Annotated in this window: 19 protein-coding genes; 14 read left to right on the forward strand and 5 right to left on the reverse strand. The window is 60.8% G+C overall.

Translation table 11 applies throughout. The features are described from left to right. Positions 1-180: 180 nt before the first annotated feature. Together TU82_RS23500 and TU82_RS23505 are read left to right on the forward strand one after the other, a co-directional pair. Positions 181-1,677 carry a PAS domain S-box protein gene (locus tag TU82_RS23500; protein WP_057725631.1) on the forward strand — a complete coding sequence of 499 codons (1,497 nt, stop codon included), beginning with the start codon at positions 181-183 and terminating at the stop codon, positions 1,675-1,677. A gap of 102 nt (positions 1,678-1,779) precedes the next feature. Then, on the forward strand, positions 1,780-2,052 hold the full coding sequence (locus tag TU82_RS23505; RefSeq protein ID WP_057725632.1) for a DUF1652 domain-containing protein: 273 nt from the start codon (positions 1,780-1,782) through the stop codon (positions 2,050-2,052). Between the two features lie 140 nt (positions 2,053-2,192). Here the strand turns inward: TU82_RS23505 and TU82_RS23510 are convergent, their stop codons facing one another. Together TU82_RS23510 and TU82_RS23515 are read right to left on the reverse strand one after the other, a co-directional pair. Further along, complete coding sequence (locus TU82_RS23510; RefSeq protein ID WP_057725633.1) at positions 2,193-2,501, reverse strand: RcnB family protein; 309 nt, start codon at positions 2,499-2,501, stop codon at positions 2,193-2,195. 231 nt (positions 2,502-2,732) lie between these two features. Then, a complete protein-coding gene (locus TU82_RS23515) occupies positions 2,733-3,230 on the reverse strand; it encodes an REP-associated tyrosine transposase (RefSeq protein WP_420892992.1) in 498 nt (165 codons plus the stop codon). Between the two features lie 260 nt (positions 3,231-3,490). On the opposite strand from TU82_RS23515, the gene TU82_RS23520 reads away from it, so the two are divergent. Continuing rightward, positions 3,491-4,048 carry a helix-turn-helix domain-containing protein gene (locus TU82_RS23520; RefSeq protein WP_057725659.1) on the forward strand — a complete coding sequence of 186 codons (558 nt, stop codon included), beginning with the start codon at positions 3,491-3,493 and terminating at the stop codon, positions 4,046-4,048. 11 nt (positions 4,049-4,059) lie between these two features. Beyond that, entirely contained in the window at positions 4,060-5,406 is a 1,347-nt protein-coding gene (locus TU82_RS23525) for a glutamine synthetase family protein (protein WP_057725635.1), read from the forward strand. A gap of 183 nt (positions 5,407-5,589) precedes the next feature. Here the strand turns inward: TU82_RS23525 and TU82_RS23530 are convergent, their stop codons facing one another. Beyond that, the gene (locus tag TU82_RS23530) at positions 5,590-6,480 is read right to left on the reverse strand and encodes a LysR family transcriptional regulator (RefSeq protein ID WP_057725636.1); all 891 of its coding nucleotides are present in this window, start codon (positions 6,478-6,480) and stop codon (positions 5,590-5,592) included. Positions 6,481-6,609: 129 nt separating this feature from the next. On the opposite strand from TU82_RS23530, the gene TU82_RS23535 reads away from it, so the two are divergent. From TU82_RS23535 to TU82_RS23565, 6 genes are all read left to right on the forward strand, one after another. Next, positions 6,610-8,256, forward strand: a complete 1,647-nt coding sequence (locus TU82_RS23535; RefSeq protein WP_057725637.1) for a GMC family oxidoreductase — start codon at positions 6,610-6,612, stop codon at positions 8,254-8,256. A gap of 65 nt (positions 8,257-8,321) precedes the next feature. Further along, the gene (locus TU82_RS23540; protein ID WP_057725638.1) at positions 8,322-9,944 is read left to right on the forward strand and encodes an MFS transporter; all 1,623 of its coding nucleotides are present in this window, start codon (positions 8,322-8,324) and stop codon (positions 9,942-9,944) included. Between the two features lie 160 nt (positions 9,945-10,104). Then, positions 10,105-12,054 (forward strand): DNA topoisomerase III, encoded by a 1,950-nt coding sequence (locus tag TU82_RS23545; RefSeq protein WP_057725639.1) that lies wholly within the window; start codon positions 10,105-10,107, stop codon positions 12,052-12,054. Between the two features lie 131 nt (positions 12,055-12,185). Further along, positions 12,186-12,626, forward strand: a complete 441-nt coding sequence (locus tag TU82_RS23550) for a CBS domain-containing protein (RefSeq protein ID WP_057725640.1) — start codon at positions 12,186-12,188, stop codon at positions 12,624-12,626. An 8-nt stretch (positions 12,627-12,634) separates the two neighbouring features. Further along, complete coding sequence (locus tag TU82_RS23555; protein WP_057725641.1) at positions 12,635-13,477, forward strand: NAD-dependent protein deacetylase; 843 nt, start codon at positions 12,635-12,637, stop codon at positions 13,475-13,477. 531 nt (positions 13,478-14,008) lie between these two features. Then, complete coding sequence (locus tag TU82_RS23565) at positions 14,009-14,338, forward strand: hypothetical protein (protein ID WP_057725643.1); 330 nt, start codon at positions 14,009-14,011, stop codon at positions 14,336-14,338. A 211-nt stretch (positions 14,339-14,549) separates the two neighbouring features. Here the strand turns inward: TU82_RS23565 and TU82_RS23570 are convergent, their stop codons facing one another. Further along, positions 14,550-15,452, reverse strand: a complete 903-nt coding sequence (locus TU82_RS23570) for a LysR family transcriptional regulator (protein WP_057725644.1) — start codon at positions 15,450-15,452, stop codon at positions 14,550-14,552. A gap of 188 nt (positions 15,453-15,640) precedes the next feature. Between TU82_RS23570 and TU82_RS23575 the strand changes: the two genes are divergently transcribed. Genes TU82_RS23575 through TU82_RS23585 form a run of 3 tightly spaced genes read left to right on the forward strand, consistent with a single transcriptional unit; the run spans position 15,641 to position 18,223 of the window. Next, positions 15,641-16,339, forward strand: a complete 699-nt coding sequence (locus TU82_RS23575) for a CoA transferase subunit A (protein ID WP_057725645.1) — start codon at positions 15,641-15,643, stop codon at positions 16,337-16,339. Positions 16,340-16,370: 31 nt separating this feature from the next. Further along, positions 16,371-17,030: a CoA transferase subunit B gene (locus tag TU82_RS23580; RefSeq protein ID WP_057725646.1), complete on the forward strand. Its 660-nt coding sequence runs from the start codon at positions 16,371-16,373 to the stop codon at positions 17,028-17,030. An 11-nt stretch (positions 17,031-17,041) separates the two neighbouring features. After that, entirely contained in the window at positions 17,042-18,223 is a 1,182-nt protein-coding gene (locus TU82_RS23585) for an acetyl-CoA C-acetyltransferase (RefSeq protein WP_057725647.1), read from the forward strand. Between the two features lie 208 nt (positions 18,224-18,431). On the opposite strand, the gene TU82_RS23590 is transcribed toward TU82_RS23585, so the two are convergent. Then, entirely contained in the window at positions 18,432-19,517 is a 1,086-nt protein-coding gene (locus TU82_RS23590; protein ID WP_057725648.1) for a DUF1615 domain-containing protein, read from the reverse strand. Between the two features lie 235 nt (positions 19,518-19,752). On the opposite strand from TU82_RS23590, the gene TU82_RS23595 reads away from it, so the two are divergent. Then, the coding region (locus TU82_RS23595; RefSeq protein ID WP_057725649.1) for a hypothetical protein at positions 19,753-20,008 on the forward strand (256 nt) is incomplete at its 3' end.

Here is a 20,008-nt window from a genome sequence, read left to right on the forward strand (position 1 = left end):
TTTTAACCCAATGGCACGCGACGGCATCGAGCTGCTCTCGCAGGCTGTTCCAGCCCAGCTGGATGCACTTGCAATTGCACTGCTCTGTATGGTGCATTCGCACTCCCACAGGGACAATTTCTCTGCACTATCCAAAACCTGGGGTGTCGTAATTCAATGCGTCCAGCCCTCGGAGAATCTATGACACAGGATGTTCTTGCCAAAGAAACCAACCGCCGCCAACTGCAACAGATCATCTCCGGGTTATCCGACGGTGTGATACTGGCGGAGGTCGACCAGACCATCCTCTGGGCCAACGAAGCTGCCCTGGCTATGCATGGTGTAGGCGATGTCATGGGGTTGGGCGCCAACACCAGGCAATACGCCGAGCGCTTCAGCTTGCGCTATCGCAACAACCATCCGCTGCAATTGGAGAGCTACCCCCTGGCCCGCGCGGCGGCGGGAGAAGAGTTCAGCGACGTGATCGTGGAGGTCATTCCTACCGCCGACCAGGAAAAGACCTGGGTGCACCGCCTGCGCAGCCTGATCATCACTGACTCGCAGGGTGAGGCGGAATTGCTGGTGCTGATCCTCAGCGATGCCACCGAATGGGCCAGCGCCGAACAGCGCTTCGAAAAAACCTTCAACGCCAACCCCGCACCTGCGGTGATCTGCCGCCTGAGTGACCTGCGCTACATCAAGGTCAATCAGGGCTTTCTGGAAATGACCGGCTACAACCGCGACCAGGTCATCGGCAAATCCGTGTACGAACTGGACGTGCTTGAACAGGCCGAGCGCAAGGATTTGGCGATCGAGCGCCTGGGGCAAGGTGCGACCATTCCGCAGATGCAGGCCGAATTGAGGCTGCCCGAAGGCGGCAGCAAGCTGGTTGTCGTGGCCGGTCAGCCCCTGGACATGAATGAAGAAGATTGCATGCTGTTCTCGTTCATGGACCTGGAGCCGCGTCGCAAGGCGGAAATCGCCCTGCGCCAGAGTGAAGAGCGATTCGCCAAATCCTTCCGCCTGACGCCAGTGCCGACCCTGGTGTGCAACGCGGCCAATCGCCAGGTGGTGGACGTCAACGAAGCGTTCATGAGCATCACGGGTTACATCAGTGAAGAACTGATCGGCAAGTCCATCGAAGAAATCAACTTCATCGACAACCTGCCCGCCAGCGCGCAATTGTTCGCCACGCTGGAAAAAGCCGGGAACCTCGACGGCCACGACCTCAAGGTACGCAAAAAAGGCAATGAGGTGATCGATTGCGTAGTGTCCGCCGACACGGTGGTGATCCAGGATGTGCCGTGCTACCTGCTGGTGTTCATGAATATTACCGAACGCAAGCGCTCGGAGCTGGAATTGGTGGCGGCCATTGAGGAAGTGATGCAGGACGCCTCTTGGTTCAGCCAGACCCTGATCGAGAAACTGGCCAACGCCAAAAGCGTCAATAGCCCTAACCTGCCGAACGTATCCTTCACCGACCTCACGGCCCGTGAGCGCGATGTGCTGGGCTTGATCTGCGAGGGCCTGGCCGACAAGGAGATCGCCTCGCGCTTGAAGCTGGCGCCCAATACCGTGCGCAATCATGTGGCGACGGTGTACTCCAAACTGGGCGTTCACAGCCGCAGTGCGGCCATCGTCTGGGCCCGTGAACGCGGGCTATTTGCTGGCGAACTGCGGGTAAAAAACAAGCGCTGAGAGTGCAAATGCACTAGTGCAGCTAGTGCGAATTCGCCTTATTAGGCAGCGGGGCAGGCAATAATCTTCAAGGCATCGTATCTGTGCCTTGAAGGAACCTGCATGCTTACCCTCTCTCAATTGCGAAATTGCATCGAAGAAGGCCTGTCACCGCTGACCTGCGAATTCACCCTGTGCCGGGATGCGTCCCTGACCCTCAAGGTATTCGACGCCGAAACCGGCCGGGTCGACCTGGTGGTCACCGGGATCAGCACCAACCGGCTGCAGACCCCGGAAGAAGTGGCGAAGATGGTCGATGAATTGCGCTATGAACTGCAGAGCAATACCGTCGGCAAACTCAACCTGGATGACTTGCCTTCAGCTTCGCCCCAATAAAATAGAACACCCCCGCCGCCGACGATAAACGCATAAAGACCCGGCTCAAACCGAGCAGCAGGCCGCTTGAAGGTAACGCGACCATTGCGGCCGGTTACCTTAACGCAGGAAAGATGACACAAGCAGGTGGTCCGCCAGGATTATTTCTTGACCGGCGTGATCTCTAGGATGGTGCCATTGGTAGTTTTGAGCAGGACGTACTTGTCACCTACACGCGCCCATTGACTCTCATCTTCGGGCTGCTTGAGGCCGTGTTTTTTCCAGTCTTTAACCGCTGATTCCTCACGCATCAACATGTCCGGGGCGCGATCACCTTCTTTCAAGTCACGCGCATTGATGTTCGAAGGCTGCACAGTTTCCTGAGGCGTGTCACCGGCCTGCACCACGAAACTGGCGGTAGACAGGCTTGCGGCAACGAGAACACAGGCAATTAGGGAGTTGGACTTCATGGGTGCTCCTTCAATTCAGGGGGACGTACCCAGAATCCGACCGCGGCGGTGCGCAATCATTCAGCTCAAAACACCAACCGGCGCTGTGGCGAGGGAGCTTGCTCCCGCTGGGCTGCACAGCAGACCCAAAACGCCCAACCGAGATACATCTGAACGAACACGGCGGATGAGGTGGGGCAGCTTCGCTGCCCGGCGGGAGCAAGCTCCCTCGCCACAAGGGGGAACTCAAGCTTATAACCAGGTTGCGTCCCAGAGCGAGTAGTCGCCGATATGCTCGACCAGCCGGGCCCTCAAGGGGTTAGCAATGATATAGCGCGCGATTTTTACAAGATCCTCTTCGGCTCGCGCTGCACGATCATGGTATCCGTGCTGCCAAAACGCGCCCCTGGTACAACAGTTTCGATTGATGGTCAGCGTGCTGCGTGACTTCACTTGCTGCATCACCTGCGGCAACGTTGCATCGCGCAGCTCAAACATCCAGTGAAGGTGATCCGGCATGATGACCCAGGCCAACGAAGCAACCAGACCGAGATCATGGGCGCGCTTGAGTTCTGCAACCAATAACCGCCCCAGAAACAGGTCGGTAAATACCGGACGCCGCTGATAAACCACAGCTGTCACCAAGTAGACGCGACCTGTTTCTGAATAACGACCACGCCGTAGCAGATGCGAGTTCGGTCTATGAAGCAATCCTTTTGCTCCTCTTGATTGAATGGATGACTCATTCAACCTAGCAGTCCAGAAAAAGACCGCCCCCTAACTCAATTTCATTATATTTCCCCACCCCTGTGGCGAGGGAGCTTGCTCCCGCTGGGCTGCGCAGCAGACCCAAAACGCCCAACCGAGATACCTCTGAACGAACACGGCGGATGAGGTGGGGCAGCTTCGCTGCCCAGCGGGCGCAAGCTCCCTCGCCACAAAAACCCACACCCATTGCCGCAATGAAATTTATCCTGTAATTTTTCATGAAATTATTCGAACTAAATTTCATGACACTCCAAGACGAACTCGCCACCCTCGCCGCCCTGATCCACGACCTGCGCAAGCACAAGAAACTCACCCTCGCCCAGCTTGCGCAGAAAATCGAGCGGTCGGTGGGTTTTCTGTCCCAGGTCGAGCGCGGCCTGTCGCGCCCGACCGTGGCTGACCTGACCGCCATCAGCCACGCCCTCGACGTCCCCACCACTTACTTCTACAGCCGGCCCAAACCCAAGGCGGTGGACTGGGTTACCCGCCCCAACGAGCGGCGCACGGTGTACTACGCCAATGGCATCACCGACATCCTCGTCTCGCCCAGCATGAACGGCGCGTTTTCGATGCTCGACAGCTTGTTGGCACCCGGCGCCAACAGTGGTGAGCAGACCATGAGCGACCGCGCCGAACAGGCCGGTTTCGTGCTGGAGGGTGAGTTGACCCTGTGGGTTGAGGGTGAAGCCGATGCGGTCACCCTCGGCCCTGGCGACAGCTTCCATCTCGCCAGCTTCGCCCACTGCCGCTACGCCAACCTGACCAACCTGCCCGCCCGCGTGCTGTGGGTTTACAACTAGGAGCTGCACCCGTGAAAAGCCCATCTGCGACCCTGCTGGCCGAAGTCCGGACCTTCCGCCAGAACCATCCCGACGTGCGCTATGTCGACCTGATCGCCCTGGACATTGCGGGGCATTTCTACGGCAAACGTTACCCGGTGGAGATGCTTGAGAAAGTCGCCGCCGGCGGCCCCTTGAAGTTGCCGCAGAACGCGGTATTGCTGGGGGCCCAGGGCGGGTTGTTCAAGATTGGCGACTACTGCTTCAACGACGGTGACCCGGATGCCAATCGGCGCCTGGTTCCGGGTACGCTCAAGCCGGTGAGCTGGGAGTCGCAGCCGCTGGGGCAGATGCTGATCACCTCCGACGGCACCGAAGCGCCGATCGAATTCGAACCCCGCGAAGTGCTGGCCAAAGTGCTGGAGCGCCTGCATCTCAAAGGCATTCACCCGGTCGTGGCGTTTGAGCTGGAGTTCTACCTGTTCGACAAAAAACTCGACAACGGCCTGCCGCAATTCCCCCGCGACCCGCTGAGCGATGATGCCGACGACCAGCCCAACCTGCATATCGAGCGGCTGTCGCGCTTTGGCGACGTGCTGGACGACATGGCGCAAACCGCCAAGGCCCAGGGCATCGATATCACAGTGATCACCGCCGAAATCGGCCCGGGCCAGTTCGAAATCAATTTCGGCCATTGCGACGACGGCCTGCGCGCCGCCGACTGGGCCGCCCTGTTCTGCCGCAGCACGCGCGGCGTGGCACTCAAGCACGGCTACCGCGCCAGCTTCATGGCCAAGCCTTACCTGCAATTTCCGGGCAGCGGCATGCATGTGCACGTCAGCCTGTATGACGGCGCGGGCAACAATCTGCTGGCGGCGCACCAGCAGCAACCGCTGCGCCACGCCGTCGCCGGTTGCCTGGCGTTGCTGCCCCACTGCATGCCGATCTTCGCGCCCAACCACAACGCCTTGCGCCGCCTCGGCGGTACGGTCAATGCCGCCACCCGCGCCAGCTGGGGCTTCGAAGACCGGGATGCGTGCGTGCGCATCCCCGAGTCGGACCCACGCAATCTGCGTATCGAGCATCGCCTGGCCAGCGCCGATGCCAACCCCTATCTGGTGTTGGCGGCGATACTCGCCGGTTTGGAGCATGGCCTCGAAGCCAGACAGGAACCCATCGCGCCGCTGAATGAAGACCGCAGCAGCGGCACCCATTTCCCCGTAGAAATGCTCGACGCCGTGCGCGCCATGCACCATCAGCCGGTGGTGCGCGACAAGCTGGGCGCGGAATTTGTCGAGGTGTATTGCGAGAACAAGCGCCAGGACCACCTGGCGTTCCAGCAGGAGATTCATGCGCGGGAATATCGCTGGTTCCTCTGAACAATGCACCACCGCCTACCACTACAATCAGATAGTGAAGTTCCAAGCGCTGCCTGACACAACAGGGTCCAAATGTGGGAGGGGGCTTGCCCCCGATAGCGGTGGTTCAGTCACAGTTGCATTGACTGATACAAAGCTATCGGGGGCAAGCCCCCTCCCACATTTTTGATTCGGTTTCGTCAGTCAATGTTCGCCGAGTAACAAACTCTGCTCCCGCGCGCACAACTCCACCACATAGTCCCACAACACCCGCAACCGCACTGACTTGTGCAACTCCCGCCGCGAACTGATCCAATAACTGCGCTGGATGCTCTCCCCTGGCAACAATGGCACCAAATCCGCATCGCCCGCCGCCATGAAACAAGGCAATACCGCGATCCCCAAGCCGGATCGCGCGGCCTGGTGCTGGGCAATCACGCTGGTGCTGTGGAACACCACCCTGGGAGTGCGACAAAAGCTGCTGAGGAATTTCAGTTCCTGGCTGAACAGCAGGTCGTCGACGTAATCGATCCAGGCATGGGCCGCGAGGTCTTCGCGCTTTTCAATCGGCGGATGACGCGCCAGATAAGCGCGGCTGGCGTACAGCGCCAGGCGGTAATCGGTGAGTTTGCGGGTGACCAGTTGATCGACGCTGGGGCGTTCCAGGTGAATGCTGATTTCCGCTTCGCGGTTGAGGATGCTGACAAAGCGCGGCACCGCGACCAACTCCACTTCCAGGCCGGGATAACGTTCAAACAGCCCGCCCATGCGCCCGGCGAGGAACATCACCCCCAAGCCCTCTGCCACACCGAGGCGAATCTTGCCCAGGGGCGCCGCCGAGTGGGTGAGTTCGTCCTCAGCCAGCAGCGCCACGTTTTCCATGGCTTCGGCATGTTTGAGCAGGGCTTCGCCGGACGGCGTCAGCTCGTAACCCTGGGCGTGCTGCACGAACAGCGCAGTGCCGAGGCTTTTTTCGATGGCCTCGATATGCCGGGCCACCGTGGCATGCGTGGTTTTCAAACGTTGCGCCGCAGTGAGCAAGCGGCCGCTGCGCTGCAACTCGAGAAAAAACCGCAGGTCATTCCAGTCGAACATATCGCCTCCGTTGCGCACGCGTGGGCAGAACTGTTTAAAAACGCACAGCAGCTGGGCAAAAACTAACATTTTTAAGACGAAAACTAACAACTAGGATGGAGCCAATAAGAAAAACAAGCGAGACCCCAGATGCCCATTGCAACTGCTGAATACGATTACGTGATCGTCGGCGCCGGCCCCGCCGGCTGCTTGCTGGCCAATCGTCTGTCCGCCGACCCGGCCCATCGCGTCCTGCTGCTGGAAGCCGGTGGTCGCGATAACTACGCCTGGATTCATATCCCGGTCGGCTACCTGTTCTGCATCGGCAACCCGCGCACCGACTGGTGCTTCAAGACCCAGGCCCAGGAAGGCCTGCATGGCCGCGCCCTGAGCTACCCGCGCGGCAAGGTACTGGGCGGTTGCTCGTCCATCAACGGCATGATCTATATGCGCGGCCAGGCCCGGGACTATGACGGCTGGGCGGCGCAAGGCAATCCGGGCTGGGCCTGGGATGACGTATTACCGCTGTTCAAGCACAGCGAAAACCATTTTGCCGGCGATTCGCCGTTCCACAGCGACGGCGGCGAATGGCGCGTTGAGCAACAGCGCCTGCACTGGCCCATCCTGGACGCGTTTCGCGACGCAGCCGACCAAAGCGGCATCGCCAACATCAGCGATTTCAATCAGGGCGACAACGAAGGTTGCGGTTATTTCCAGGTCAACCAGAAGGCCGGAGTACGCTGGAACGCGGCCAAGGCGTTTCTCAAACCGGTCCGCCAACGCCCCAACCTGACCGTTTTGACCGAGGTGGAGGTGGACCGCGTGGTGCTGGAAAACGGCCGCGCATCTCAGGTGATCGGGCGCCGGCACGGCCAGCAATCGAGTTGGAAAGCCTGCAGGGAAATCGTGCTGTGCGCCGGTGCAGTCGGCTCGCCAGGCATCCTGCAACGCTCGGGCATTGGTCCGGGCCATGTGCTCAAACCGCTGGGCATCGATGTGGTGCATGAACTGCCGGGCGTCGGTGGCAACCTGCAGGACCACCTGCAACTGCGCCTGATCTACAAACTGGAAAACGCGCGCACCCTGAACCAGATCGCCGGTACCCTATGGGGCAAGATGGGCATGGGCCTGCGCTACTTGTATGACCGCAGCGGGCCGCTGTCGATGGCGCCCAGCCAGCTTGGCGCGTTTGCCCGCTCCGGGCCGGAGCAGACCTCGGCCAATCTTCAATACCATGTGCAGCCGCTGTCGCTGGAACGCTTTGGCGAACCGCTGCACGCGTTCCCCGCCTTTACCGCCTCGGTCTGCGACCTGCGCCCGCAGAGTCGCGGGCGAATCGATATCCGCTCGGCCAACCCGGCGGATGCACCGTTGATCCAACCCAACTACCTCAGCCACCCGGAAGACCTACGCGTGGCCGCCGACGCCATTCGTCTGACGCGGCGCATCGTGGCCGCGCCAGCCCTGAGCCGGTTCAAGCCGGTTGAATACTTGCCTGGTGACGCGCTGCAAACCGAAGAACAGTTGCACGAAGCCGCGGCGCGGATCGGCACCACCATCTTCCATCCGGTGGGCACCTGCCGCATGGGCGATGACAAGGACGCGGTGGTCGACGCACAGCTGCGCGTGCATGGCGTGCCGGGCCTGCGCATCGCCGATGCCTCGATCATGCCGCGCATTACCTCGGGCAACACCTGCTCACCGACGCTGATGATCGCCGAGAAGGCCGCGCAGCTGATCCTTTCACCGCACACAAGGAGCCTCGCCCCGCAGAGAGAACTGGTTCACGCAATCTGAATAGCGGCGCCGCACACGGCGCCGACAGTGGAACAACAATAAATAATCACTGTGAGGGTTACCCGATGTCAGAACATGCTCAACCCCTGGGCTCGGCGCTGGATGCGAGCACCGGCAACGACTCGAAGAAAGTCATTTTTGCCTCGTCCCTCGGGACGGTTTTCGAATGGTATGACTTCTTCCTCTACGGCGCCCTCGCGGCGGTGATCAGCAAGCAGTTCTTTGCCGGGGTCAACGACACCACGGCGTTTATCTTCGCGCTGATGGCATTCGCCGCAGGCTTCGTGGTGCGGCCGTTCGGCGCGCTGGTATTCGGCCGCCTGGGCGACATGATCGGGCGTAAGTACACCTTCCTCGTCACCATCATTCTGATGGGCGTGGCGACCTTTTGCGTAGGCCTGCTGCCAACCTATGCCAGCATCGGCATCGCCGCGCCGATCATTCTGATCGTGCTGCGCATGCTGCAAGGCCTGGCGCTGGGCGGCGAATACGGTGGCGCCGCCACCTATGTGGCCGAGCATGCGCCTGCCGGCAAACGCGGCTTGCACACCAGCTGGATCCAATCCACCGCCACCCTTGGCCTGCTGCTGTCGTTGCTGGTGGTGCTGGCCTGCCGTTACTTCACCGGCGACCAGTTCGAGGTGTGGGGCTGGCGCATCCCGTTCCTGTTTTCCATCGTGCTGCTGGGCATCTCCACCTGGATTCGCATGAGCCTGCACGAATCGCCGGCATTCCTGAAAATGAAAGAGGAAGGCAAGGCCAGCAAGGCGCCGATCCGCGAGTCGTTCGGTAAGTGGGAAAACCTCAAGGTCGTGCTGATCGCGCTGTTCAGCATCAACGGCGGGCAGGCGGTGACCTTTTATGCGGCGCAGTTTTATGTGCTGTTTTTCCTCACCCAGTTCCTGAAGATGGACCCGGCCCTGGCCAACATGTTGCTGATCATCAGCGTGGTGATTGGCGCGCCGTTCTTCATCCTGTTTGGCTGGCTGTCGGACAAGGTCGGGCGCAAGCCGGTGCTGATGCTCGGTCTGCTGCTGGCGACCTTCCTGTACTTCCCGATCTTCAAGGGCCTGGCGCACTACACCAACCCGGCGATGGACCAGGCCAGCCGCCAGGCACCGATCACCGTGCAGGCCGACCCGGCCACCTGCACCTTCCAGTTCGACCCGGTGGGCAAGGCGCGCTTTGACAGCCCCTGCGACAAGGTCAAGACCTTCCTGGTCAAGCAAGGCCTGCCGTACAGCAGCGTCGCGGCCCCTGCCGGCGCGCCGGTGCAAGTCAGCGTGGGTGACGTACGTATCGACGGCTTTGACGAAGCGGCACTGCGCGGCGCGGTGACCCTGGCCGGCTACCCGAGTTCGGCGGACATGGCCCAGGTCAACAAAGTGATGGTGGTGGTGCTGATCGTGGCACTGATCCTGATCGCAGCCATGTGCTACGGCCCCTTGGCGGCGCTGATGGTGGAACTGTTCCCGACACGCATCCGCTACACCTCGATGTCGCTGCCCTACCATATCGGTAACGGCTGGTTCGGCGGGTTCCTGCCGACCGTATCGTTTGCGCTGGTGGTGTACACCGGGGATATCTTCTATGGCTTGTGGTACCCGGTGGTGGTGACCGGGGTCAGTCTGATCGTCGGGCTGTTCTGCCTGAAGGAAACCCGGCATGTGGATATCGATAACAACTGAGTTGCCTTAAGCACTGCACATCCCCTGTGGGAGCAAGCCCCCTCCCACATTTGCTTTTTGGTGCTCACACATATTGCTGTACATCCATACAGATAATGGTTGCTCAAATCGCTCTGACTAAGCATCCTGCAAGGCATCAACCCGATCCGATGTGATGACTATGCAGCTGTACCTCTGTGAAAAACCCTCCCAGGCCAAGGACATCGCGGCCGTGCTCGGCGCCAGTCGCCGGGGCGATGGCTGCTGGCTGGGCAACGGAGTCACAGTCACCTGGTGCATCGGCCACCTGCTGGAAACCGCGCCGCCTGACGCGTATGACGCCAAATACAAACGCTGGGTGCTGGCCGACCTGCCGATCGTCCCGGAAAAATGGAAGATGCAGGTCAAACCCAGGACCGCCAGCCAGTTCAAGGTAGTCAAGCGCCTGCTGGGCGAAGCCACGGAGCTGGTGATCGCGACCGATGCCGACCGCGAGGGTGAAATGATCGCCCGTGAGCTGGTGGAACATTGCCGTTACCGAGGGCCGATCCAGCGGTTGTGGTTGTCGGCGCTGGATGATGCCTCCATCCGCAAGGCACTGGCCGCGCTCAAGCCCGGCGCGCACACCTTCAACCTGTACCACTCGGCCCTGGGCCGCTCCCGCGCCGACTGGCTGATCGGCATGAACATGAGCCGCCTGTTTACGTTGCTCGGACGTCAATCCGGTTATCAGGGCGTACTGCCGGTCGGCCGCGTGCAAACCCCCACCTTGCGCCTGGTGGTCGACCGTGACCGCAGCATTGCCGATTTCATCCCCGTGGCGTATTGGGCCATCGATGTCGACCTGCGCCACGAAAGCATGACCTTCACCGCCCAATGGCGCGCCGCCGACGATGCCTGCGATGACCAGGGCCGTTGCCTCAACCCGCAACTGGCCCGGGACGCCGCCGACGCCATGAGCCAAGCGGCCGGCGCGCGACTGGTGAAGCTGCGCACCGAACGCATGCGCGAGGTCGCCCCCCTGCCCTTCGACCTCGGCACCCTGCAGGAGATCTGCTCCAAAAAGCTCGGCCTCGGCGCTCAGGAAACCCTGGATATTGCCCAATCACTCTACGAAACCCACAAGGTCATCACCTACCCGCGCAGTGATTGCGGCTATTTGCCATTGAGCCAGCACAGCGAGGCGCCGAAGATTCTCGCCGCACTGGGCCGAGCGGATACAGCGGTGGGCGAGTTGATGCAGCATATCGATCCCCAGCGCCGCTCGCGGGCCTGGAACGACGCCAAGGTCAGCGCCCACCACGGCATTATTCCCACAGGGGCCGGCAAGGACATTGGGCAACTCACTGGGAAGCACCGCGCGGTCTACACGCTGATACGCGCGCGCTACCTGGCGCAATTTCTGCCCAACCATGAATACGACCGTACCCAGGCGGACTTCGACTGTGCAGGCCAGGCGTTGCGCGCGGTGGGCAAAGTCGTCATCGAACCGGGCTGGAAACGCGCATTGCCCGAGGCTCTCGCCCCGGCCAAGGGTCGGGAAACCCCTGCGCCCCAGGCCTTGCCGATGTTGGTGCAGGGCCAGGACTGCGCGGTGGCCAAGGTCAACCTCAAGGATCTGTGGACCCAGCCGCCCAAGCCGTTTACCGAAGGCGACCTGATCAAGGCGATGAAAAACGTCGCCAAGCTGGTGCAAGACCCGCTGCTCAAGCAAAAGCTCAAGGACACCACCGGCATCGGCACCGAGGCCACCCGCGCCGGCATCATCCAGGGGTTGCTGGACCGTGGTTACCTGGTAAAGAACGGCAAGGCACTGTCGGCTACCCCGGCCGCGTTCAGCCTGATCGATGCCGTACCCCGCGCCATCGCGGACCCCGGCACCACCGCCATCTGGGAGCAGGCGCTGGATATGGTGCAAAGCGGCGAAATGAGCCTGGAAGAGTTCGTCGCCAAACAAGCGGCGTGGATGAGCAAGCAGGTGGCTCGTTGCAATGGCATGCGCATGACCATCACCGCCCCCGCCAGCCCGGCAGGCAAAGGCGCGGCGGCGTGGAAAAACAAACGCAAGAGCGCGCCACGCAAGACGGCGGCCAGCCCCAAGCGGGCAAAAAAGCCGGCAAATGCCGGGTAAAACGCAAAAAAATCCGGCGAATGACGCTTTTCGACGGGTTTAACGCCGCTTTGGACCTTGCTGCAACCCAGTCCGTCTAGGATTCTGTAGGGGATAGCTGACTACCTAACAACAACACCGGAGTGGCCGCCATGAAAACCGTCGCAGAATTGCTCAAAGCCAAGGACCAGAAGAACCAGGACGTCCACACCATCCAGTGGGACCACACCGTGTTCGAGGCGCTGGTGCGCATGTCCGAAAAAAACGTCGGGGCTTTGCCTGTGGTCAAGGACGGCGCAGTGGTGGGGATCATCAGCGAGCGCGATTACGCACGTAAACTCATCCTCAAAGGGCTGTCGTCGGTGACCACCCGCGTTGACGACGTGATGAGCTCTCCGGTCATCACCGTAGATACCCATAAAACGGTCGAGGCGTGCATGAACATCATGACCGACAGTCACCTGCGCCACCTTCCGGTCGTCGAAGACGGCAAGCTGCTCGGCCTGTTGTCCATCGGCGACCTGGTCAAGGAAGCCATTGCTGAACAAGCCGCCTTGATCAACCAGCTGGAGCAGTACATCCGCGGCGAATAGGAGATCCCATGCTCGACACGCTGGAACATCAAGCAGACCACCTCGACATGCTGCACCGGGCGATGGCCGAAAAGCGCTTCCTGGTGCTGACCGGTGCGGGCATCAGCACCTCGTCGGGTATCCCCGACTACCGTGACAGCGACGGAGTGCGCCGGGGCAGAGCGCCGATGATGTACCAGGAGTTCCTCGCTACCGCCCAAGCACGCCGCCGTTATTGGGCCAGGGCGATGCTGGGTTGGCCACGGGTGCGCCTTGCCCGGCCGAACAGGGCGCATCAGGCCCTGGCGACCTTGCAGCAACGTGGGATCATCAGCGGCCTGATCACGCAAAACGTCGACACGCTGCACGATCAGGCCGGCAGCCATGATGTGATCGAGCTGCATGGCAGTTTGCACCGGGTGCTGTGCCTGGATTGCCAGCAGCGCAGCGAGCGTGACCTGATCCAGCAGCGGATGGAAATCGATAACCCGCACTTTGCGCACGTCCATGCGGTGCAAGCGCCTGACGGCGATACCTTGCTCGACCCTGCGTTCGAAGAGCGCTTTGAAGTCCCACGCTGCCCCCATTGCGAGGGGCAACGACTGAAACCGGACGTGGTGTTCTTTGGTGAAAACGTGGCGCCTGCTACCGCAGCCAAGGCCATGGCGGCCGTGCACGATGCCGAGGGGCTGCTGGTCGTGGGCTCGTCGCTGATGGCTTATTCGGCGTATCGCCTGTGCAAGGCGATGGTGGAACAGGGCAAGCCGGTGATCGCCATCAACCTGGGCAAGACCCGCGCAGATGAGCTGCTGCTGGTGAAGATCGAAGCGCAGTGCGAGCAACTATTACTTCTGCTGGTCGAGCGCCTGTAGGAGCGAGCTTGCTCGCGAAAAACCCACAGGCGCCGCGTGCAACTTATCCACTTCACTAAACGCTATGACGCGACCCACCGCACGAAAAATGACGCCCAAGTCACGTTTTCCCTGCATCTTCCCGCCCCCACAGCGATTTATGTAGTGCCTTAAAATAATCACTACATAATCGTTGACGTAAGCTATCTGTCCTTGCATTATCGAGACGTCTCCCGGATCGGGAGCGTTGGTAACACGCGTTTGAACAGGCTCGTCTGACCGCCGAGCTGTTTTTCCGGATGTGCACTGCCCACAAGGCAGATTGATGAAGCTGACTGGCCCCGAAGGGGATCGGTACAAGGAGCTAAAGCGCTGCTTGTCTTCGTTATGAAAGCGTTGCGTAGCGGTTCATCAGCAAAACTACATGCATCGGTTCACGACCCTGCCCGTATTCGGCAGACCGTCACTGACGCCCGGTTTTCTGAGCCGGAGACAACTTTGAAGTTTTAACGAATCAATTGATAGATCGCCAACTGGTCAAGGGGCTTACACATGAATCTGAACAACCAACCCACTATCGATGAATTGGCTGAGATGTTCGCCGCGCAGAAAGACACACTCGACGACCATATCCTGTGGATTGGCAAATCGGGCGAAGTCCAACTTGACTGCCTGGCGCCTCACACCGAAGAAGCCGAGTTCGACCGCAATCACCGTGAACTGGCGGCGCGCCTGAAGATGTACCGTCGTGGCCAGGGTTATGTCGGCAAGAAAGCGGCGGCCGATCGCAACTTTATCGAGCAAGTGTTCGACACACTTAACAATGCCTGGGCCTCTTTCAAAGACAGCTCGCAAGTTAAAGTGATTGATCGTTACTACTAAGTTTGTTGTTCTAATGTGGGGGCTGAATTGCCAGCCCCCACATTTATAAGTGGTGTACTTGATCGTTCCCTCGCTCTGCGTGGGAATGCATCCCGTGACGCTCCGCGTCACCATTGCGCAGGTGCCGCATTTAGCGTTGAAAGCAGGACGCGGAGCGTCCTGGGTGGCATTTCCACGCGGAGCATGGGAACGATCTTGTAAAACAGGATATTCAGAACGTTGGAAACCGCCCCCTCCCCGCTTCATCTTTGAAGATATCAAACAGCACCTGCGCCGCTGCCGACAGTTCATGCCCAGGCTTGGTCAGCACGCCAATGGGCCGCTCGATCACCGGGCCGGTCAAGGTGATGCAATGGGCGCCCGCCTCCTCCATCTGCCGTGCGCACAATGCCGGCACAGCGCTGACCCCCAAACCGCTGGCAACCATCTTGCCCACCGTAGCCAATTGATGGCTTTCCAACGCCACCGGCAGTTTCATTTGCAACGCGCCCAAATGCTCTTCGAGCATCACCCGCACCGTCGATGGGCGTTGAAGGGTAATGAAGGGTTGCTCCAGCAGGCTTTTCCAGTCGATTTCAGCCCAATGCGCCAAAGGCGAATCGCCCGGGACCACGGCGATAAAGCGGTCCAGGTACAACGGCGTGAACGCCAATGACGAACCGTCGGACGGTTCGAACGCCACGCCCAGTTCCACTTGGCGGTCGCGCACCATCTCCAGCACTTGCTCATTGATCAGGTCATGCACCGTCACATTCACCTGAGGGTAACGTGCGCGGAATATCTTCAGGATCGGCGGCAGCAGGTTGCCGGCAAATGACGGCATCGCCGCCACCGTCACACGCCCGCGTTGCAGGGTGAAGCGTTGGCGCAGTTCGTCCTCGGCGTTGTCCCAATCGGCAATCAATCGGCGCGCCAGCGGCAGCAGGGATTCGCCTTCGGGGGTCAGCGCGACGTTGCGTGTATTACGGCTGAACAGGCGCCCGCCCAACCCTTCTTCAAGGCCTTTGATCGTCAGGCTCAGCGCCGATTGGGACAGGTGCAGGCGCTCACACGCAGCGGCAAAACTCAGGCTCTGGGCCACGGCCAGGAAGGCACGCATTTGTTTGATGGTCATAGGAAGCTCCAAGCGACAAGTTGAAAGCTGCAAGTGAAAGCAGTCGCCGACGATGCTTGAAGCTTGCGGCTTGAAGCTGATTATGCTGTTTTCCAAACCAATCAACCTAAAAAAACAACTTAACAAATCAATCCGTCAGCGCAACACTCGGTCCATTGGCTGGCCCACACACAATAAAAGAGGTGCATATGGCAGGTTTCGATAAGCGCGTGGCGTCCTACGAAGAAGCGCTGGCAGGTCTGGAAGACGGCATGACCGTGCTCTCCGGCGGCTTTGGCCTGTGCGGAATTCCGGAAAACCTCATCAATGAGATCAAGCGCAAAGGCACCCGTGACCTGACCGTGGTGTCCAACAACTGCGGCGTCGACGGTTTCGGCCTGGGCGTGTTGCTGGAAGAAAAGCAGATCCGCAAAGTGATCGCTTCCTACGTGGGCGAAAACGCTCTGTTCGAAAAGCAGTTGCTCAGCGGCGAAATCGAAGTGGTCCTGACCCCCCAGGGCACCCTCGCGGAAAAAATGCGTGCAGGCGGCGCCGGTATCCCGGCCTTCTTCACCGCCACCGGCGTCGGCACCCCGGTCGCCGAAGGCAAGGAAACCCGCGAATTCAACGGCCGCCCCTACCTGATGGAGGAGTCCATCACCGGTGACTTCGCCATCGTCAAAGGCTGGAAAGCCGACCACTTCGGCAACGTCATCTATCGTCACACCGCCCAGAACTTCAACCCGCTGGCCGCCACCGCCGGCAAGATCACCGTGGTCGAAGTCGAGGAAATCGTCGAACCGGGCGAGCTGGACCCGGCGCAGATCCACACCCCTGGCATCTACGTCGACCGGATCATCTGCGGCACCTTCGAGAAGCGCATCGAACAGCGCACGGTCCGCAAATAATCCCCGTCCAGAACAATAAGAGGAATCAACCATGGCTCTGACCCGCGAACAAATGGCTCAACGCGTCGCCCGCGAAATGCAGGACGGTTTCTACGTCAATCTCGGCATCGGTATTCCAACCCTGGTGGCCAACTACATTCCCGACGGCATGGAAGTGATGCTGCAATCGGAAAATGGCCTGCTCGGCATGGGGCCGTTTCCGACTGAAGACACCATCGATGCCGACATGATCAACGCCGGCAAACAAACGGTTACCGCGCGCATCGGCGCCTCGATTTTCTCCTCCGCCGAGTCCTTCGCGATGATTCGCGGCGGCCACGTCGACCTCACCGTACTCGGCGCTTTCGAAGTGGACGTACAAGGCAACATCGCCTCGTGGATGATCCCCGGCAAGCTGGTCAAGGGCATGGGCGGCGCCATGGACCTGGTGGCCGGTGCGGAAAACATCATCGTGATCATGACCCACGCGTCCAAGGACGGTGAGTCCAAATTGCTCAGCCAGTGCAGCCTGCCGCTGACCGGAGCCCACTGCATCAAGCGGGTGCTGACGGACCTGGCCTACCTGGAAATTGAAAATGGCGCTTTTGTCCTCAAGGAACGCGCACCTGGCGTCAGCGTTGAAGAGATTGTCAGCAAGACCGCCGGTAAACTGATCGTCCCGGACCACGTTCCAGAAATGCATTTCCAGTGAGGACAGATTCCATGCAAGACGTCGTGATTGTTGCTGCCACCCGCACCGCCGTGGGCAGCTTTCAAGGTTCGCTGGCCAGTATCCCGGCCCCTGAACTGGGCGCTGCGGTGATTCGTCGCCTGCTGGAGCAGACCGGCCTCGACCCGGCCGAAGTGGATGAAGTGATTCTCGGCCAGGTACTCACCGCCGGCAGCGGCCAGAACCCGGCGCGCCAGGCCTCGATTCTCGCCGGCCTGCCCCACGCCGTGCCGAGCCTGACGCTGAACAAGGTGTGCGGCTCCGGCCTCAAGGCCCTGCACCTGGGGGCACAGGCGATCCGTTGCGGCGACGCCGACGTGATCATCGCCGGCGGCATGGAAAACATGAGCCTTGCGCCCTACGTACTGCCCGCTGCGCGCACCGGTTTGCGCATGGGCCACGCCAAGATGATCGACAGCATGATCACCGACGGTCTGTGGGATGCGTTCAACGACTACCACATGGGCATCACCGCGGAAAACCTGGTGGACAAATACGGCATCAGCCGCGAGGCGCAGGACGCCTTTGCCGCCGCCTCCCAGCAAAAAGCAATCGCCGCCATCGAAGCCGGGCGGTTTGCCGATGAGATCACGCCCATCCTGATTCCCCAGCGCAAGGGCGACCCGGTGGCCTTCGCCGTGGACGAACAGCCGCGCGCCGGGACCACCGCCGAGTCTCTGGCCAAGCTCAAGCCCGCGTTCAAAAAGGACGGCAGCGTCACCGCCGGCAACGCTTCGAGTCTCAACGACGGTGCCGCAGCGGTGCTGTTGATGAGCGCCGCCAAAGCCAAGGCCCTCGGCCTGCCCGTGCTGGCACGCATCGCCAGCTATGCCAACGCCGGGGTCGACCCGGCGATCATGGGCATCGGCCCGGTTTCGGCCACCCGCCGCTGCCTGGACAAGGCCGGCTGGGAATTGGGCGACCTGGACCTGATCGAAGCCAACGAAGCCTTCGCCGCGCAATCCCTGGCGGTAGGCAAAGAACTGGAATGGGACGCCGAAAAGGTCAACGTTAACGGCGGCGCCATCGCCATCGGCCACCCGATCGGCGCTTCAGGCTGCCGCGTGCTGGTGACTCTGCTGCATGAAATGATCAGGCGCGACGCCAAGAAAGGTTTGGCGACGCTGTGCATCGGTGGTGGTCAAGGCGTGGCCCTGGCCCTCGAACGCGGCTGATGGTCCAAGAGCAACACGGAAAGGGCCCGGTTCCACGAAAACCGGGCCTTTTCTTTATTGATCGTTCCCTCGCTCCGCGTGGGAATGCATCCCGTGACGCTCTGCGTCACCCTTGCGCAGGTGCCGGATCTTGCGCCGAAAGCGGGACGCGGAGCGTCCGGGGCGGCATTCCCACGCAGAGCGTGGGCACGATCAACGCCGCAAGCGATCAGCGCTTCATACAGCGCTGATACCGCTCATCCACCCGCTTGGCAAACCACGCCGTGGTCAGGTTACGGGTGATCTTCGGGCTTTTGAGCACGATGCCCGGCAGTATCGCCCGTGGCAGTGGTTTGCCGGCGGCCTTGTCGGCCAGGGCGAACACACGCTTGTAAAGGGTGGTGTCCTCGAAGTCCAAAGTGTCGCCTTGCTCCAGTTGACTGCGAATGCTGGGATTACGCATATCCAGTTTCGCCCCCAGCGAACGCACCGCCAGCTCGGTGGTACCGGGCAGCAACGAACCATAGCGAATCAAATCCCCATCCAGCGCCAGCTCGGTGCCTGAGGCGCGGCTGACCGCAACCTGGAACGCAGCATTGCGGCTGGCGTACCAACCCGCATTGAAATCGGCGAAACGGTACAGCGGCTGGTCATAGCTCACTGGGTAACCCAGCAAATGGGCGATACCGAAGTACATGCCACCACGGCGGGTGAATACTTCGCGGCGAATCGTACCGTCCACCGTGTAGGGATAACCCCGCGCCTGTTTTTGCGCAAAGTCGATGCTGACCTGCATGGGCCCGGCGGTGTGCACCGGGTTGAAGCCACCAAACAGCGTGTTGCCCAACGGCACCACGCTGATGAAATCGTCGAAAATCCCGCTCAGGTCCTTCTCGGTGCGCGCGGCATTCAAGCGCTCGGCGTAGGTTTTGCCGGTGGGCGAACGCAATTGCAAGGCACTGCGTACGACGAACGCCGGCACATGAACCTTCCCGGCACGGCGCAGGATTTCATCCTGGGCGATCTTGCCCATGCCCGGCACCGGTGGGTCGACCTGATAGGTGGACTCCTGCTCAGTCACAGCCAGCACGGCGCAGATGTTTTCGGTACTGGGGTAGATCTTCTGGGTATCGAACGCGGTGTAGATGTCCTGGGCCCAACCGTTGCGGTCCGCGACCTTGGCCGGGAGCAGACGCACGATCTGCGCCTTCACCTCGGCCTCGCTGCGCTCGGGTTGTTGCGGGCCGCGTGGGGTGGAGCAACCGGCCAGCACCAGCAAGGTTGCGAGGCAGAGGATCAGGCGGCTTGAATACATAAGGCTTCCTTGGCGGACGGCAGGTCGGGCAGTGGGGATATCGACAGACAAGTCTAACCGGGGTTCGCGGGTATGCAGAACTGGGTGCGGCTCTGGCTGAAACTTCCCACGTAACCACCGGATAAGCTCTACTCCCCTGCCCCGCAAACCGCTGCAAAGTCCCTCGCCTGATCATTCAGTGCGAGGGATTGCAGATGGTTCTTTTCGTTAGGGCCCCGGTTATCGGGGCTGTGTTGTGATTCCGGCGCTGGCCAGCTTCGTCCTGGCGCCCATGGACCCCGAAGCGCCGGATGTTGAACGCGTCCTGCGGGATCTGCGCAATTGCCTGAACACGTTCGACGCCTGGGCCGACAGCTTTTTCAGCGGCTCGGCACTGAAAGTCGAGCAGGTGTTCAAGGTCGGGGACGAGGTCGCACTGGTTGCGCCGATCTCTTCCGACACGCCCAGTCGCACCGTCGCTCAATGCAAGGCCCAGGGTGGGCTGACCCTGG

The sequence above is a fragment of the Pseudomonas orientalis genome (assembly GCF_001439815.1).
In the GTDB taxonomy this organism is placed as follows: domain Bacteria; phylum Pseudomonadota; class Gammaproteobacteria; order Pseudomonadales; family Pseudomonadaceae; genus Aquipseudomonas; species Aquipseudomonas orientalis.

Coding starts and splice junctions, on each gene's coding strand:
- TU82_RS23540 (WP_057725638.1), top strand. CDS start 8,322: ATGTCAGAACATGCTCAACCCCTGGGCTCGGCGCTGGATGCGAGCACC.
- TU82_RS23570 (WP_057725644.1), bottom strand. CDS start 15,452: ATGACCATCAAACAAATGCGTGCCTTCCTGGCCGTGGCCCAGAGCCTG.
- TU82_RS23535 (WP_057725637.1), top strand. CDS start 6,610: ATGCCCATTGCAACTGCTGAATACGATTACGTGATCGTCGGCGCCGGC.
- TU82_RS23505 (WP_057725632.1), top strand. CDS start 1,780: ATGCTTACCCTCTCTCAATTGCGAAATTGCATCGAAGAAGGCCTGTCA.
- TU82_RS23550 (WP_057725640.1), top strand. CDS start 12,186: ATGAAAACCGTCGCAGAATTGCTCAAAGCCAAGGACCAGAAGAACCAG.
- TU82_RS23545 (WP_057725639.1), top strand. CDS start 10,105: ATGCAGCTGTACCTCTGTGAAAAACCCTCCCAGGCCAAGGACATCGCG.
- TU82_RS23590 (WP_057725648.1), bottom strand. CDS start 19,517: ATGTATTCAAGCCGCCTGATCCTCTGCCTCGCAACCTTGCTGGTGCTG.
- TU82_RS23500 (WP_057725631.1), top strand. CDS start 181: ATGACACAGGATGTTCTTGCCAAAGAAACCAACCGCCGCCAACTGCAA.
- TU82_RS23585 (WP_057725647.1), top strand. CDS start 17,042: ATGCAAGACGTCGTGATTGTTGCTGCCACCCGCACCGCCGTGGGCAGC.
- TU82_RS23520 (WP_057725659.1), top strand. CDS start 3,491: ATGACACTCCAAGACGAACTCGCCACCCTCGCCGCCCTGATCCACGAC.
- TU82_RS23565 (WP_057725643.1), top strand. CDS start 14,009: ATGAATCTGAACAACCAACCCACTATCGATGAATTGGCTGAGATGTTC.
- TU82_RS23580 (WP_057725646.1), top strand. CDS start 16,371: ATGGCTCTGACCCGCGAACAAATGGCTCAACGCGTCGCCCGCGAAATG.
- TU82_RS23510 (WP_057725633.1), bottom strand. CDS start 2,501: ATGAAGTCCAACTCCCTAATTGCCTGTGTTCTCGTTGCCGCAAGCCTG.
- TU82_RS23555 (WP_057725641.1), top strand. CDS start 12,635: ATGCTCGACACGCTGGAACATCAAGCAGACCACCTCGACATGCTGCAC.
- TU82_RS23575 (WP_057725645.1), top strand. CDS start 15,641: ATGGCAGGTTTCGATAAGCGCGTGGCGTCCTACGAAGAAGCGCTGGCA.
- TU82_RS23530 (WP_057725636.1), bottom strand. CDS start 6,480: ATGTTCGACTGGAATGACCTGCGGTTTTTTCTCGAGTTGCAGCGCAGC.